Here is a 15,846-nt window from a genome sequence, read left to right as displayed (position 1 = left end):
TTTGGTATTGTAGTATCAAGAAAGGGGGAGAGCAAGAACATGTTCGTCTTTAAACATGCTTTCTTAAATCTTAGAAGACATATTTGGAATTATTTACTAGTCGGTGTCATGTTATTTCTTTTGATTTTTGGGACAATGGTTACAAACACCATCTATTCTTCTGCTAAACTATTTACAAAAAATTACAGTAAGCAGTTTAAGACCATAGTAACAATTCTAGAACCAGATTTAAGTAATTTAACGCATGAAAAAAAACTAACAAAAGAACAATATATCAAATTTGGAGAGTCTAAGTATATAAATGGAATGAAAATGATTGGTACAACGCCTATTTCATTTGACACGTTAAAAGCAATCCCAAGCTCATTCCCGTTTCAAAATGTGAAGGGGATTGAAAGCGAAGAGCATTACGATCAAGCCACTGCTAATTGGATTGGTGCTGAATCGGCTGATCTTGTAAAAGAGCTCACCGAAAGTGGGATGGAAATCAGTGCAGGAAGCAATGTCCTAAAACACAATGAGTGTTTGGTCAATAGTGAATTTGCTCAGTTGAATCAACTTAAAATAGGAGATTCGATTCAAGTATTTTTAACAGGAAATGAAAAGAAGGAGAAACAAACACTGGTAATTGCCGGAATGTATCAACCGAATAAACAAGTCCAAGCATCTGGAACAAGTCAGTTGGCGAGGGCTAAGGGAAATGATATTTTTACGAATTGGGAAACGTTAGATGCTATGAAAGAGTTTGATTACTCAGGTTATAACAGCGTATCGTATGAATTAAAAAGCGCGGATATGTTGGATGAATTTTTAAAAGAAATGAAAGCCAACGGTTTGCCTAGTGAGTACCAAGTGATGACCAATGAAGCGAACATGAAACTATTTTTAAATCCTATTAATGGATTAGGGACACTGGCAGGAACAATTCTGCTGGGATTCTTAATTTTCGGTAACTTTGGGTTAGCATTATTTTCCATTCGGAAGTTTAAACAACGGCAAACAGAAATTTATGTGTTCCGTAGTATTGGAATAACCAATCAACAAATAATCAAAAGTCGAGCAATTGAATTAGTGATAGTTACGTGCGTTAGTTTTAGTTTAGCGTTTGTGGCTGTAAAAGAATTCGTACAACCAATTGCTGATTGGCAATTAGGAAATCAAAGACGATTGACGGGGAATATTGACCAGCTATTTAGTTTAGTGGCTAGTGAAAAAAAAGAATCCATAACGTCTATTCCTATGGTGATCGATGCTAATTCTTTCATCACTATTTTTGGAATTACCAGCTTATTTTTGATTACGATCATGTCTATTGACTGCTATAAAGTATTTAAATTTGAATCAATTGAATTTTTGTTAGAAAGGAAATTAGACGAGTGATGATTCTCTCTCTTAAAAATATAGTATATACGTATAAGAAAAACAACATGACTGTACTGAATGGTACAATGATCGGTTTTTCATCTGGAAAGGTTTATGGCATTTTAGGGAAAAGCGGCGCAGGAAAAACTACCTTGCTTGCATTGCTTGCAGGCCTTGATAAAGTCAATTCAGGTGGCATTTTTTTTAAAAACCAAAATCTTGAGAACATTGATCGAGACAATTATCGTCGGCATGAAATTGGCACAGTTTTTCAACAGTACAATGTACTTTCAAATGAAACAGCTTTGACAGCACTTAAATTATGCGCGTCAAGCTCTGTTACACAAGGAAACGATTATTTCTATGATGCCTTAAAAAAAGTAGGAATCGATGAGAAGGTGGCCAATCAAAAAATCAAAAAAATATCTGTTTCCAACCAGCAAAGGGTTTATTTGGCCAAAGCAATAGTTAATGATCCAGAAATCGTCTTGATTGACGAACCCGCTGAGTCATTAAGTGAACTTTCATTAGATATGGTCATGGAGTACATACGTATATACGCAAAAAATGAAAATAAGTGCATCATCATCAGCTCTCAATCAAAAGCGATTGCTGGATATGTTGACGAATTATGGGGATTGAATGGTGGGAAACTATCATTTATCAAAGACAATGTAGAACAAGATAAGCTTTAGCATTTATCAAAGAGTGTTGTTGACTCAACTGAATAGTGTGATGGTATCTGCCGAAGTTAATTCTTCATTGTTTTAAGTAGGAAGGAAGAATATATGAACTATTGGAATCGAGCGCTGTGCAGTGTTGCAAGAAGAAAAGGGAAATCAGTTATTTTATTTGCAGTTATTTTTATATTAGGAAATGTTATTGCAGGATCAATCGCAATTCAGCAATCTACTGCAAATGTCGAAAAGAAAATCAAACATGACCTAGGTGCAACCGTGAGTGTCGAGATGGATTATCAAAAGATAATGGATGAAGGTCAATCATCTTCACCCTCAGCTTTAAAGGTTGAGGACATTAAAAAAATGGGTGAATCGACCTACGTAAAAGAATTTGACTATAACGTGCAGACAAATCTTTTTGTGAAAAAAATCAAAACTTATGAAATGGAAAATGCGTCGACTATGGGCGGTATGCCCCAGACGCTGAGCCTTAAAGGAACTAACTTACTAGAACCATTGGATTTTAAAGATAAAAAGGTAAATCTTGTTGAAGGTCGAATGTTTAAGCAAGATGAAATCAACAGTGGTAAAGATGTTGCGGTCGTCTCAAAGAAATTTGCGGAAGCAAATGGTTTCAACGTAGGGGACAAAGTAGTATTAGATAGCTCAGTCATGGATTTTAAACAAGATGGATCGACGGAAGAGTTAGCATCTCAAGACCACCCTGTAGAGATTATTGGTATATTTGAACCTACGAGTGTTGAAAAGAAAAAATCAGATGGAAAAGATCAAAAAGGCGGTATCCAAGAGCAGTTCATGGAAACAGCGCAATTTAATACATTATACATGCCAAATGATGCTGTAATGAATATCAACAAAATAGAATTTGAAAAAGGGAAAGAACTAGTACCAGATCGCTATAAAAAAGCAGATGGTACAGATATGTCAGTTGAAGATATGAATCAAATCACGCCTGTATACGTACTAAAAGCGCCAGAGGATATTGAAGCCTTTAAAGAAGAAGTAAAATCAATGATTCCAGACGGATATAAGTTAACAGCTTCAAGTGATCAATATGATCAAGTAGGCGGAACATTTAAAAAAATGTCTCAAATCTCTGGCTACGTAGTGCTTTTAGCCATCGGTGCCACTTTGTTGATCATTTCGTTAGTGGTCATCCTCTTCTTACGTGACCGTAAACATGAATTAGGAATTTATCTATCATTGGGCGAAACAAGAGCGAAAGTGATGCAACAAATTCTGATTGAATTATTACTCATTAGTCTAGTTGCTATGTGTTTGTCCTTAGTTACAGGGAATATTCTTGGAAAACTAGTTTCAGAATCTTTGATTGCCAGTGATGCATTTTCACAAACTAGCGATGCAGCAAGCCAAGGTGGTGCGATGGTGGTTGGTGGTGGAATGAATATGCCAACATTAACAACGGAAGATGTATCGAGTGCTTATGAAGTGAAATTCTCAATTAGTTATATCGTGACGTTCTTGATTGCAGGATTAAGTACAGTTTTATTATCTGCGATTTTACCTTTAACGTATGTTTTGCGGTTAAATCCAAAGAAAATCATGATGTAGGAGGAAACGATTATGACTATTTTACAAACAAAAAACGTAAGCTACTTTTATCAAGATGGAGACAAGCGGCGAATGATTTTACAAGATACATCGATCAATTTTGAACAAGGGCAATTTTATACGATTCTAGGCCAATCTGGTTCAGGAAAAACAACATTCCTTTCGTTGATCAGTGCATTGGATGAACCCAAATCTGGCGAAGTTTTATACAAGGGACAAAATATCAATAAAATTGGACTTGAAAAATATCGCCGAGACTATATCAGTATTATTTTTCAAAGTTACAATTTAGTTCCGTATCTAACAGCATTAGAAAATGTTTTAGTGGCGATGTCGATCACAGACAATGATATGCCAAAAGATAATCGTGAAGTAGCATATAATTTATTGGATTATATCGGAATCAATAAAGCGAAAGCTGATCGCTTGGTGGGACAACTATCAGGTGGTGAACAGCAACGTGTGGCAATCGCTAGAGCTTTAGCAACGAATGTCGATATTATTCTTGCTGATGAGCCGACAGGGAATTTAGATGAAGGAATGGAACAAGAAATCGTGGATATCTTTAAAGATTTGGCTGAAACTCATAATAAATGTGTGGTTGTTGTAACCCACTCGAATGAAATAGCAAAACAGTCAGATAAAACCTATTTTCTTAAGCAAGGTGAGTTGATGCTGAATGAGTGATTTTTTATCTAATTTCAATAAATCGAATTACGATAATACCAAAGAAAAAAAGATACAGGAAGACACTGATAAAGAAGAGCTAACAAATCAGAGAGCAACAGGATCTTCACTCAATGAACCGATTGATAAAAGAACGAGTGAGCCGCCAAACAAAATAGGACCAGTCAATGTAGCTGAACCTAAAGGAGATACTCCTAATACGGAACAACAAACAACTTCTCAAACACGTAGAAGTCAGTCAGCAGATGAAACAGAAATAGACCCGACCTATCATAAGAAAAGGAAACGAAAGTTTTTACTGATTGGAATTGGGAGCTTTTTAGTCCTGTGTATCTTGTATTTTGGTTATTATCAAATGACACATGTTGCTCTTCCGGATTTTACTGGAAAAGAGTTGGCCGAAGCACGAACTTGGGCAACTGAAAATAAAGTGAAATTAAAAGTGGATCAAACTTATAGTAAAGAAGTAGAAGCGAATAAAGTAATCTCACAAAAAGTAAAAAAAGGCAGCAAAATCAAAAAAGGTGCTGAATTAACGATCAACGTAAGTACAGGTGCTGACCCAGAAGAAAAATTGAAGTTGCCTGATTTTATGACGATGAAAAAATCAGAAGTTGAAAAATGGATTAAAGATAATAAAGCAGAAAATATTTCTTTAATCGATGAATACAGTGATTCCTTGGAAAAAGGCAAAGCTGCGCGCTTTGAAATCGTCAATAAAGAAGTGACAAAAGAAAATTATAAGCGCAAAGATAAAGCCAATATGTATTATTCTAAAGGTAAAGAAACCTTTGAAAAAAATATCTCAGTTCCTGATTTTACGAAAAAAATGAAGACCGAAGTTGAAAGTTGGGCCAAAACAAATGACATAAAAGTGACGTATGAAGAAGCAAGCTCAGCCGAAATTCCAGCAGAAAGTATCATTTCTCAGAGTATTGCTAAAGATCAAAAAGTTGCTAAAAAAGACAGTTTGACCGTGACAGTATCTTTAGGCAAAGGCTACACTGTTCCGAACTTTGCAGACTATACCCAAGAAGAAGCTGGGACAGCAATAGAAGGACTGACAGTTCAAGCGAAAAGTGTCTTTACGAATAATGTTCCGTATGGGCAATTGATTTCTCAAAGTGTTGAAGCAGGAACCCAGTTAACAAGCAAAGATGATTTGAAAGTAAAAGTTTACTATTCAGCTGGACAACCTTATCTTAAAGATTTAAGAGGGAGTACAGTGGAAGGCGATTTGCAAAAGCAATTTTATGACGAATTCCAATCAAAAGGCGCTAATATTCAATACACTGTCAGATATGTTGACTCTGCAGAACCTAAAGGCACAGTGGTGGGCATGAGTGCTTATAATTTATATGTACCATTGGAATACACTGTATCGTTGGATGTCAGCTTAGGAAATTTAGCAGGTGCGTCAAACTACACGCCTAAATCTTCTGAAAAAGGTCCTGAAAGTGGGACTTCCCCCAAAAATGAGGCTAAATAAAGTAAAATAAGACTAAAGAAAGAAACTAGGATAAATTATTTCCTAGTTTCTTTCTTTTTGTCAGGCAAAGAGTGGCAAAAAACAAATAAAAGTTTGGTGAGAATTGTTTTTTTTGAACAATTGATTAATAAATCAAATTTATTTTTTTAAATGGGTATATTTAGATCTAAATCATATTTTTTGTATAATTAGAAAAAAGTACGGTTTATTTGATTCTTTTGATTTTGTTATTTTTTAGTTTTATTAGGTTGCTATATAACATTTCCGTGGAAGGTTATTAATATTTTTATGATTTTTATTTGTATTTATGCGGTTTAATCTATAATGTTTGTTATTTAAAAATAAAAAATAGAGATTACTATTCTATTTTTTTTAAAGGAGAAAGGCTCGTTTTTTTTCTCATGGAATCCTCTTTTTTATAGAGTTTATCAAAGTTTTTATGAGTTGCGACAAAATATGGAAACATTCTACTGAAAAAGCATGATATAATTTACACGAAAACAGTTTTGTTAGTTAGGGGTGATAAAGTATTATGATGCGAAGGGGAGAAATCTTTTATGCAAATCTCTCGCCTGTTGTTGGTTCAGAGCAAGGAGGAATTAGACCAGTATTGATTATTCAAAATAATAAGGGAAACTTATTTAGTCCAACGTTGATTGTTGCACCTATAACTAGGAATGTGAATAAGAAAATGCAGCCAACACAGGTTAAGGTGGATATACCGCATGACGAAAGAATGACACCGTCATTGATATTATTAGAGCAAATCCGAACATTGGATAAAGAACGAATCCTTCATAAAATTTGTCAACTTCATGAAGACGATATGTTAAAGGTTAACCAGGCACTGAAAATAAGTATTGGTATTCGTTAATGGGAGTAGTACATAGGTAAAGATATACATAAATATTCGTAAATAAAGAAGTAAAAAATTAGGTCGAATGTTTTGCGAATATGTTTTTTTGGATTATGAAAAAATAAGAGGCCGAGACGAAAGATCTGCTTTTTTCTCGCCGTTTATTCGGATTTAGAGCGCGAAACAAAACTGTTTTTTAGTTTTGTTTCACGCTCTTATTTTTATTCAAAATCATCGAATGTAAATAAATAGAGAAGAAATCTCTTTGAAATTTTTAGGATTTATAGCTATAGTAGGTTCAAAGGAGTCGATAAGAATGGAAAAAATCCGCTATGGAATTTTAAGCACAGCTCAAATCGTTCCGCGTTTTGTTGAAGGAATCAATAAAAGTAGCGTAGGAGAAGCTGTCGCAATTGCTTCAAGAAGTTTGGATAAAGCCGAACAAATGGCAAAACAATTGAATATTCCAAGAGCTTATGGTAGTTACGAGGAATTATGTAAGAATGAAGAAATTGATATTGTTTATGTCGCTACATATAACAAAGGACATTATGAAGCAGCCAAATTGGCGTTGACATATCATAAGCATGTCTTACTTGAAAAGCCATTTACCTTAAAACTAGCGCAAGCAAAAGAACTTTTTGACTTAGCCGAAAAAAATGGCTGTTTCTTAATGGAAGCCCAAAAAGCTGTTTTTTTACCGATTAGCGTACAAGTAAAAAAAGCAATTCAGCAAAATAAAATTGGGAAAGTCCAATGGCTACAATCTGTAACGACATATCCCAACGTTGACCACATCTCTTGGTTCCATTCACTAGAGGCAGGTGGTGGAACGCTACATGGGTCAGGAAGTTACCCTATCCAATATATGCAGTTTATATTAGATCAAGGGATTGAAGAGTGCCATGGTAGTTCTACAAGAAGAAAAGGTGCAACAGATGATCAGGTAAATTTGGCTCTGAAGTTTGATGAACAAGCTTTGGCTACTATTTTTATTTCAGTAAAAATTGATATTCCAAGTAAAATGATCATTTATGGAGAAACAGGGCGTATAGAAATTCCGTATTTTTGGAAAACGAAACAAGCAATCATCTACTATGAAGATGGAAATCAAGAAAAATTGATTGGTGAGTTTGATAGTGAATTTGTTTTTGAAGTCGAACATGTTAATGAATGCCTTCAAAATAAGTGGCTAGAAAGTCCTATTATGACTAAAAAAATGACTTTAGGCACAGTAGAGCTAGTAGAACAACTTTATAGAGAATGGCTAAAAACGGATGAGTTGATATAGAAGAAGTTGCAATTGATGCTTATCTGTGTTAAAATAATCCTCATGCGACGAGTTGACTCAATCAGATAGCTTCGGCTGTTCCGTTTTGACGGCTAGTGATTGACAAAACAGCAGAGGCACATATGTTAGATCATACCTACCGGATGTAGGCGTGTCGGATAAATATTTTTGTGGAGAAGATGTTATCTATTTATTTTTATAAATACTGCGTCAAAAAAGAAGACTTCGGTCTTCTTTTTTGTTGTGAAATATATCGTATTTTCTTGTTATCTATCTCCATGGCAAAAATGGTTGCACTAGTTGGTGCAAAAAGTATTCAATAATGGATAATTTATATTGCACTAAGTAAAAATGGCGTCAAACCGTACTATTTCGCTTGAAATATAAGAAGGATGTCATATAAAATAACGTTTCGAGCAATACAAATATTCCAAATATAATAGTATACTAAGAAAGTTGCACTTGTGTAAGTGCAACTTTTTTGTGTTGTTATGCAATAAAAATCAAGCTATAGTTCAAGTGTAAGGGAAAGAAAGTTGGTGAGTATATGTCACTGCACTTATCAAAACGAGAAATAAAAATCTTGTTATTGCTTTTAGATTTAGAAGACAGTGTTACAACAAAAGAATTGGCAGAAACCTTCCATGTCAGTGTGCGGACAATCAAATATGATTTAGAAAATGTCCGCGATTGGTTCAAAGAACAAAATGTTTTACTCAAAACGCGGCGTAATAAAGGAATTTGGCTAGAGATACCCGATTCAGAAAGATTGACTTTGAAAAATGAAATTATTGAAGTAGAGCGATTTGAAACGTATCCTGATCAAGAGTTGAGAGTCAATCAGTTGATTTTTCGCTTGTTATTAGCCTCTAACTATTTAACTTCACAAGAATTGGCCGATGATCTTCAAGTGAGTCGTAATACGATCATTAGTGATTTAGATCGTGTGGAAGAATTGATCCACAATTATGAACTTGCACTTAATCGCCAAAGTCGCCAGGGATTTTCTATTGTTGGGGAAGAGAGCAAAATTCGTTTGTTGATGGAATATATCACGCAAAAAGAAATAACTGAATATGATATTTACCAGATTATGAGTTATTTTGTTCAATCAGGACAACAAAAGAAAATGCAGGAAGTTCACGTTGGGGTCAATACGATTTTTCAGAAAATCTATCAAGTTGCGTTAAAAGAAATGACAGGTCTGTTAGATCCTTCTTTGTTTGATCAATTTAATTACGCTGAAATACTCTCGATTACATTACGTGTGGCAATTGCGGCATCCAGAATGCAGCTGCATCACACGGTTGGTGGCTATAAAATGCTCACGAATCAAAAAGTATTACAGCAAAAGCAAGAATTACCGTTTTTATTGATGAAGAAAGTTTTCAATCATTATGAATTACCACTTTTAGCAGATGAATATTTCTATATCTATAGTGATGTGTTCGTTGCAAATAATCAAAAGGACATTGTTGGCCTGACGGAAGAGTTGATCAAAGATGTGTCTGAAGAAATCAACTTTCCTTTCTATCGTGATCGTCAACTATTTACAAATCTTTTCGCACATTTATCCTTACGACTAACAAAGAAACATCTTTTTATAAATGAGTATAATCCCTTTGTTGATGATATCAAGGCTAAGTATCCACAATTGTTTTCAGCGATTCAGCTTGCCAGCCAAAGTGATATCGAAGGTTCAGTCTTGTTGATCAATGATTCATTTATTGCCTATATTGCTTTGCACTTTTTGGTTGCGTATGAAAAAAATCTACATGAAGTCAATGTGGTCAGGATCGTGTATGTATGTTCAACTGGTCTAGGTGTGACGAGTTTGATTGAACAAAAAATCATGGAAGACGTTTCAAATGTTGAAATTGCTGGATTTGCATCCGTTTTAAATGCAGTAGATGTAATAGAAGAAAAAAATCCAGATTTGGTTTTAAGTATTTTTCCAATCGAAATTGTAAATCGTCCTTTTGTTAAAGTGAATCCGCTACCGACAGAAGCAGATATTCATAGTATTCAAGAGGAAGTCAATAAAATTTTGACGCATACAAAAACAGGCAAGGTCCCACGATTGATTCCTCGTCAACAAATAAAAGAAAAACAAGGAATCGAAGCGGAAAGTAGAGATATTCTTGTACGGACCTATGTGATCTATGAAGAATTACTTAAAGCATTTGCTGAAAAATTGACGCAAGAATATAAAGAAGCGTTTTTACTTCATGTAATGCTGATGGTCCATCGAATCACTTTTGATAGTCAATACGAAAGTGAAGGGAATATTGTTAAAGAGACTTTGTTGGCACAGCAAGAATTAGTTGAACAAATAGAACGAATTTTTGCTAAAAACGATCTAATGGTTAATCAAGCAGAAATTACTGCTTTATTGAATTATATAAGAGAGGAGGGGCACACATGAAGTTAAATGACGATGCTCAAAAAATCATTGATGAAAGCCCAAATAGAGTTGAGTTGGAAGCATCACTGGAAAAAATCAATACATTGTTAGTAGAACAAGCAATTCAGCCGACTGAATTACAATGGACGATTTTGATCAATCATGTCAATGAAATGATCAAACGCTCGATTGCAGATGAAAAAATGTCTGGCGTTGATCCAATAATGTTTGAAGAAGTATCTAAAGAAGCGTTAGCGATTGCAGATCAAGTTGTTCAGCATATTGGAAATCTACCGCAAGACGAGATGTATGTATTATCGATCCATTTTGAAGCAGCAAGACAAAATGAAGCATAAGAGAAAATAGAAGCATCAATGATGCACGTTTAAATAAAAAATTGGAGGAATAAATCATGATAACAGTAGTAATTGCAGATCGTTTAGGTAAAGGTCAAAATGTTGCAAAAGGGGTAGAAGCAGCTGGCGGCAAAGCAGTTGTTGTGCCGGGAATGGGTGCAGATATGCGTTTAGGAGATGTCATGCAACAAGAAAATGCGGATCTAGGGATTTCATTTTGCGGAAGCGGTGGTGCAGGTGCATTAACAGCTGCTACAAAATATGGCTACCCAGAACGTCACGGTATGCGTTCTATTGATGAAGGTGTGACAGCAATCAATGATGGTAAAACGGTATTAGGTTTTGGTTTTATGGATCAAGAAGAATTAGGGAAACGTATAGTGGAAGCGTATCTGAAAAAGAACGCCTAACATTAAAACTGGAGGGGGAGAACCAAATGGAAAAAGTAACAATTAAAAAGCGTCAGGTCATTCAGGTCGAAGGGACAGGAAAAGAAAAAAATCTGGCTTTTGCAAATGCGTTGAATCAAATCCATAATCGTGTATTAAAAGAAAAAGATGATGTGATCGTTCGAATTGAACCGCTGGATATTCAAATCGTAAAAGCAGAACAAGAAACCTTTACAGAGCGCTTTTTCTTTTTCTTTTTACCTCGTACACGTGCAGATTATCGTGTATTGTTGGATGTTGAAGTTGAAATTACATTGATTGAAATGGAAACAATTCCGTTTATCGAAAAAAGAGTTACTGATCCAAATGGTCTTCCAATCCCTTTTGGAAAGAAAAACAGAATGCATAAGGGGGCAAATTAAATGGATGTTTTAGTCGTTTTACTCAAGTCATTATTGATTGGGGGATTAGTTGGATTTGCAGCAGGAGCAGGAGCTGCAAGAATGTTCCATGCGCCAAGCACACAAGGACTAGGTGCTTTTAGAACGTTAGGTGAAATGAACGCTTGTGAAGGAGATGCGGCCAGTCATTTTTCATTTGGACTAGGATTCTTCTTTAATGCTTGGGCATCAACTGTTGGAGCAGGAGCATTTACTCAAGATGTGGATCACCGTGTGATTCCTAACTGGGCAGCAGCAGCATTATTAGTAAAAAATAAAAATGTTTCTGAAACAATGCATAACCCGAAAAAAATGGGGATTTCAGGTGCAATTGTTGGGATGCTAGTCGTGGCTTTCTTGAATACGACGGCTTCTGCAATTCCAGAATCATTACAAGTAACTGCGGTTGCAGTTTTAGTACCGGCAGCAAATTTATTGATCAATACAGTAATGCCAGTTTTATTCTGGTTAGCAGCGATTGATGCTGGAAAACGCTCTGGACTTTGGGCAACAATTTTTGGTGGTCTTGCAACGATGATCATGGGAAATGCAGTTCCAGGTGTTGTACTAGGAATTCTAATTGGTAAAGGTGTCGATGAAATCGGCTGGAACAAAGTAACGAAAAGCATGATGGCAGCAGTTATTCTATTATTTGTACTTAGTGCTTTTTTCCGAGGATTCGATTTACAAATGATCGAAAGTTTCCGTTTACAGATTCCAGGTTGGCTGCAAAATATGCATGATATTTTTAGTATAGGCAAGTAACTAAATAGAAAGTGGGGAACCTTAATGGATGAAATAGTAGAATTAGAAAAAAAGAATTTTTGGTTTGCTGATTGGTCATTTCCGATTTTAGTCGGGTTATTATCAGCAGGTGTGTTTGCTGGAACGCATATGTATATAGAGCATGGCGTGGGAGCTTTTAATGAAGTGGCAATCGTTGCGATGTTAAAAGCTGGAATGGACGGCGGCTCTTATGGTGCAGCTGCGGCATTTGGGGCAAGTTTCTTGTTTGCACGTATTTTGGAAGGATCATTAGTCGGTATTTTAGATATTGGCGGAGCGATTTTAACTGGAGTTGGGATTGGGGTTCCAGCGATTCTTTTAAGTATGGGAATCACAGCACCCGTTGAAAACTTTGGACTTTCCTTACTAACTGGGATGGTTCTTGGATTGATTATCGGTGGAATTATTATTATGATTCGGAAATTTACAATCAATCAGTCAAATTCTACATTTGGTGCGGATGTCATGATGGGAGCTGGAAATGCTTCTGGCCGTTTCTTAGGTCCTTTGATCATTATTAGTGCATGTGGGGCTTCGGCTCCAATCGGTATTGGCTCAATTATCGGGGCTGTAATTTTCTATGTGTGGAAAAAACCAATTGCTGGTGGTGCAATTTTAGGTGCAATGATCTTTGGTGCAATATTCCCAGTTGATTTACCTAGTTAAAGTCAATTAAAGTTGCACTATTCATTTGAAAACCGTTTACATTATAATGTTACCATGTTATTATGAATAGGAAATAATTTGATTTTTTATTCATACTAATTTTTTGAACGGAGGACAAAAGAAATGAATGGTTTTGTGCAATGGATGGAAGTAAAATTGATGCCGATCGCCAATAAATTTGGCTCTCAAAGGCATATGACGGCGATCAGAAAGGGCCTTATTGCAACTATGCCTTTGACGATCGTGGGTGCTTTTTTCACAGTATTTCAGAATATTCCAATCGATGCTTACATGAAATTTATTGAACCCTATGAAGCAGTTTTAGATATTCCATCTCGGTATACAATGGGGATTTTAGCTCTGTATGCAACATTTGGTATTGCCTCTTCTTTGGCGACGAGTTATAGATTAGATTCTTTAACTTGTGGGATCTTAGCAGTGATGGCCTTTTTGGTCACAGCAGCTCCACCAACTCGTGTTTTTGAAGACGTAAAAGATGTTATTGGTGCAGGCCGTTACATTAATTTAGCTAATATAGGTTCCGCTTCGTTGTTTGGAGCGATTGTTACAGCGCTAGTTTCTGTGGAAATCTACCGCTTCTTTATTCAAAAGGATATTACGATAAAAATGCCTGATGGTGTTCCACCAGAAGTTTCCAATTCGTTTATCGCGCTGATTCCTGGCGCTGTGATTTTATTGTTATTCTGGGTGATTCGTCATGTGATTGGTTTTGACTTAAATGGTTTCTTGAGTACGTTATTAATGCCTTTGAAAGATACCTTAGCTGGAAACAGCTTATTTGGTGGGCTACTTACCGTCTTCTTGATTTGTTTCTTCTGGGTTTTAGGGATTCACGGACCAGCTATTATGGGACCTATCATCAGACCATTTTGGGATATGTCGATTGCAGAGAATACACTTGCTTTCCAAGAAGGTGCATCGGTTCATAATTTGCCAAATATCTTTACTGAACAATTTTTACAGTGGTTTATCTGGATCGGTGGCGCCGGTACTACTTTAGCTTTAGTCGTTTTAATGATGTTTTCTAAATCAACATACTTGAAAAGTTTAGGACGTTTGTCCTTCCTACCAGGATTATTTAATATTAATGAACCAGTGATTTTTGGTACACCGATCGTAATGAACCCAATATTAGGGATTCCGTTTATCGTGGCACCGTTGATCACAACAACTTTTTCTTATTTCTTAACTGTGACAAATGTGATCCCAATGATGGCAGCGCGTTTACCATTTGCCATACCTGCGCCGATTGCCGCTTGGATGAGTACAAACTGGAGCGTACCAGCAGCACTGCTTGTTTGCGTTAATTTCGCGATTACTTTGGCGATTTACTACCCATTCTTCAAAGTATATGAAAAACAACAGTTAGACAAAGAAGCAGAAGAGTTGGCGGCTGAACAAAAAGCAAAATCAGCTGCTTAATTAAGAAGAGAGGGAGGGTAGTAGTGTTACTATCCTCTTTGGTGATTAAGGTCATGATAATTTGGTTTATTGTATTTTTTATTCTTAGTCAAGTAATGATTGAAAAGAAGTGGCTACCTGCAAAATTTATGGAATTAAGATTATTATATTTGTGTATAGCTTCGATTGGGTTGATTTTCTTATCAATCGTGATTGGAATTTTAATCAAACAACCTGTATTCATAGTAGGGACCGTAACCATATTGTGCAGCTCAGTACTTTCTTTTAAATATCGTAATAAATTCGACCATATAAAGCGAGGGTAAAAGCCATGAAAAGAGCATTAGGTGTATCTGTATATCCAGATCATAGTGATACAGAAAAAGATAAAGCGTATTTGAAAAAGGCCAGTGAATGTGGGTTTTCACGAATTTTTATGAGTATGTTGGAAGTAACAGAAGGCAAAGAAGTTGTAAAAGAAAAGTTCAAATCGTTGATTGCTTTTGCAAAAGAGTTAGGGTATGAAACGATTTTAGATGTGGCACCGAATATTTTTGATGAATTACAAATTTCATATGATGATTTAACGTTCTTTTATGAGACTGGTGCTGACGGTATTCGGTTAGATGCTGGATTTGATGGCAACAAGGAAGCGAAGCTGACGTTTAATCCATTTGATTTAGCGATTGAACTGAATATGAGTAACGATGTGGCGTATCTTGATAATATTTTGACCTATGAAGCCAACGTTCCATTTCTTTATGGATGTCACAACTTTTATCCGCAGGAAGGGACAGCTTTGCCGTATGATTTCTTTGAGCGCTGTAGTGTTCGTTTTAAAAAACATGGGATTCGAACAGCGGCATTTATCAATTCTCAAGCAGGCAAGATTGGTCCTTGGGATGTGAATGATGGATTGCCAACATTAGAAATGCACCGACATTTACCAGTAGATATCCAAACAAAACATTTATTTGCAACGGGCTTGATTGATGATGTGATTATTGGAAATGCCTATGCATCAGATGAAGAATTAGAATTACTAGGCAGCTTAAATCGTTATCAATTAGAATTCGCTGTTGAATTTAAAGAGGATACAAACAAGGTTGAAAAGGTGATTATATTGAATGAACAGCACTTCCGTCGTGGGGACATTACGGATCAAGTGGTTCGTTCAACCGAAGTACGTAAAAAATACAAGAATGAAGCCAATCCAGCACATGACAATACAGAAGGATTTCAAGTTGGAGATGTTGTGATCGGCAATGATGCGTTTGGGAAATACAAAAATGAGCTGCAAATTGTTTTACAGCCGCATTCAGATGACCGTAAAAATAAAGTAGGTCAAATAACAGAGAAAGAATTGTTGTTGTTGGATTTTGTAAAACCCTGGACAAAATTTAGATTTAAAGAAAAGTAGGGGAT

15 protein-coding genes are annotated in these 15,846 nt (G+C 35.8%); all 15 read left to right on the top strand.

What is annotated here, in order from left to right:
- Positions 1-39 precede the first annotated feature (39 nt).
- The 15 genes from IGJ02_RS13940 to IGJ02_RS13870 all read left to right on the top strand — a co-directional run bounded on the left by IGJ02_RS13940 (position 40) and on the right by IGJ02_RS13870 (position 15,841).
- Positions 40-1,380 carry an ABC transporter permease gene (locus IGJ02_RS13940; protein ID WP_430602427.1) on the top strand — a complete coding sequence of 447 codons (1,341 nt, stop codon included), beginning with the start codon at positions 40-42 and terminating at the stop codon, positions 1,378-1,380.
- Positions 1,381-1,427: 47 nt separating this feature from the next.
- Positions 1,428-2,057 (top strand): ATP-binding cassette domain-containing protein, encoded by a 630-nt coding sequence (locus IGJ02_RS13935; RefSeq protein WP_430602425.1) that lies wholly within the window; start codon positions 1,428-1,430, stop codon positions 2,055-2,057.
- A gap of 93 nt (positions 2,058-2,150) precedes the next feature.
- Positions 2,151-3,635 (top strand): ABC transporter permease, encoded by a 1,485-nt coding sequence (locus IGJ02_RS13930; RefSeq protein ID WP_010762568.1) that lies wholly within the window; start codon positions 2,151-2,153, stop codon positions 3,633-3,635.
- 12 nt (positions 3,636-3,647) lie between these two features.
- Complete coding sequence (locus IGJ02_RS13925; RefSeq protein WP_010762569.1) at positions 3,648-4,322, top strand: ABC transporter ATP-binding protein; 675 nt, start codon at positions 3,648-3,650, stop codon at positions 4,320-4,322.
- Complete coding sequence (locus IGJ02_RS13920; protein ID WP_430602423.1) at positions 4,315-5,811, top strand: PASTA domain-containing protein; 1,497 nt, start codon at positions 4,315-4,317, stop codon at positions 5,809-5,811. Before IGJ02_RS13925 ends, IGJ02_RS13920 begins: the two co-directional genes overlap by 8 nt.
- A 532-nt stretch (positions 5,812-6,343) precedes the next feature.
- The gene (locus tag IGJ02_RS13915; protein WP_010762571.1) at positions 6,344-6,685 is read left to right on the top strand and encodes a type II toxin-antitoxin system PemK/MazF family toxin; all 342 of its coding nucleotides are present in this window, start codon (positions 6,344-6,346) and stop codon (positions 6,683-6,685) included.
- A 298-nt stretch (positions 6,686-6,983) separates the two neighbouring features.
- Positions 6,984-7,958, top strand: a complete 975-nt coding sequence (locus tag IGJ02_RS13910; protein WP_430602422.1) for a Gfo/Idh/MocA family protein — start codon at positions 6,984-6,986, stop codon at positions 7,956-7,958.
- Positions 7,959-8,505: 547 nt separating this feature from the next.
- Entirely contained in the window at positions 8,506-10,383 is a 1,878-nt protein-coding gene (locus IGJ02_RS13905) for a BglG family transcription antiterminator (RefSeq protein ID WP_430602421.1), read from the top strand.
- Positions 10,380-10,718, top strand: a complete 339-nt coding sequence (locus IGJ02_RS13900) for a PRD domain-containing protein (RefSeq protein ID WP_010762574.1) — start codon at positions 10,380-10,382, stop codon at positions 10,716-10,718. The genes IGJ02_RS13905 and IGJ02_RS13900 overlap by 4 nt, the downstream gene beginning before the upstream one ends.
- A 56-nt stretch (positions 10,719-10,774) precedes the next feature.
- Positions 10,775-11,128, top strand: coding sequence for a glycine-rich SFCGS family protein (locus IGJ02_RS13895; RefSeq protein WP_010762575.1), 354 nt, complete (start codon positions 10,775-10,777; stop codon positions 11,126-11,128).
- 26 nt (positions 11,129-11,154) lie between these two features.
- Complete coding sequence (locus IGJ02_RS13890; RefSeq protein ID WP_010762576.1) at positions 11,155-11,529, top strand: DUF4312 family protein; 375 nt, start codon at positions 11,155-11,157, stop codon at positions 11,527-11,529.
- Positions 11,530-12,312, top strand: a complete 783-nt coding sequence (locus IGJ02_RS13885; protein WP_430602420.1) for a DUF4311 domain-containing protein — start codon at positions 11,530-11,532, stop codon at positions 12,310-12,312.
- A 24-nt stretch (positions 12,313-12,336) separates the two neighbouring features.
- On the top strand, positions 12,337-12,999 hold the full coding sequence (locus IGJ02_RS13880; RefSeq protein WP_010762578.1) for a DUF4310 family protein: 663 nt from the start codon (positions 12,337-12,339) through the stop codon (positions 12,997-12,999).
- Between the two features lie 123 nt (positions 13,000-13,122).
- On the top strand, positions 13,123-14,442 hold the full coding sequence (locus tag IGJ02_RS13875; RefSeq protein WP_430602418.1) for a PTS sugar transporter subunit IIC: 1,320 nt from the start codon (positions 13,123-13,125) through the stop codon (positions 14,440-14,442).
- Between the two features lie 310 nt (positions 14,443-14,752).
- Positions 14,753-15,841 (top strand): DUF871 domain-containing protein, encoded by a 1,089-nt coding sequence (locus tag IGJ02_RS13870; protein ID WP_430602416.1) that lies wholly within the window; start codon positions 14,753-14,755, stop codon positions 15,839-15,841.
- Positions 15,842-15,846: the final 5 nt, after the last annotated feature.

Origin of the sequence: Enterococcus sp. DIV0724b, from assembly GCF_050531475.1 — a bacterium.
Classification (GTDB): domain Bacteria; phylum Bacillota; class Bacilli; order Lactobacillales; family Enterococcaceae; genus Enterococcus_L; species Enterococcus_L haemoperoxidus.
The sequence above is the reverse complement of the archived record's forward strand: the minus strand, read 5'-3'. Positions and strand labels throughout refer to the sequence as shown.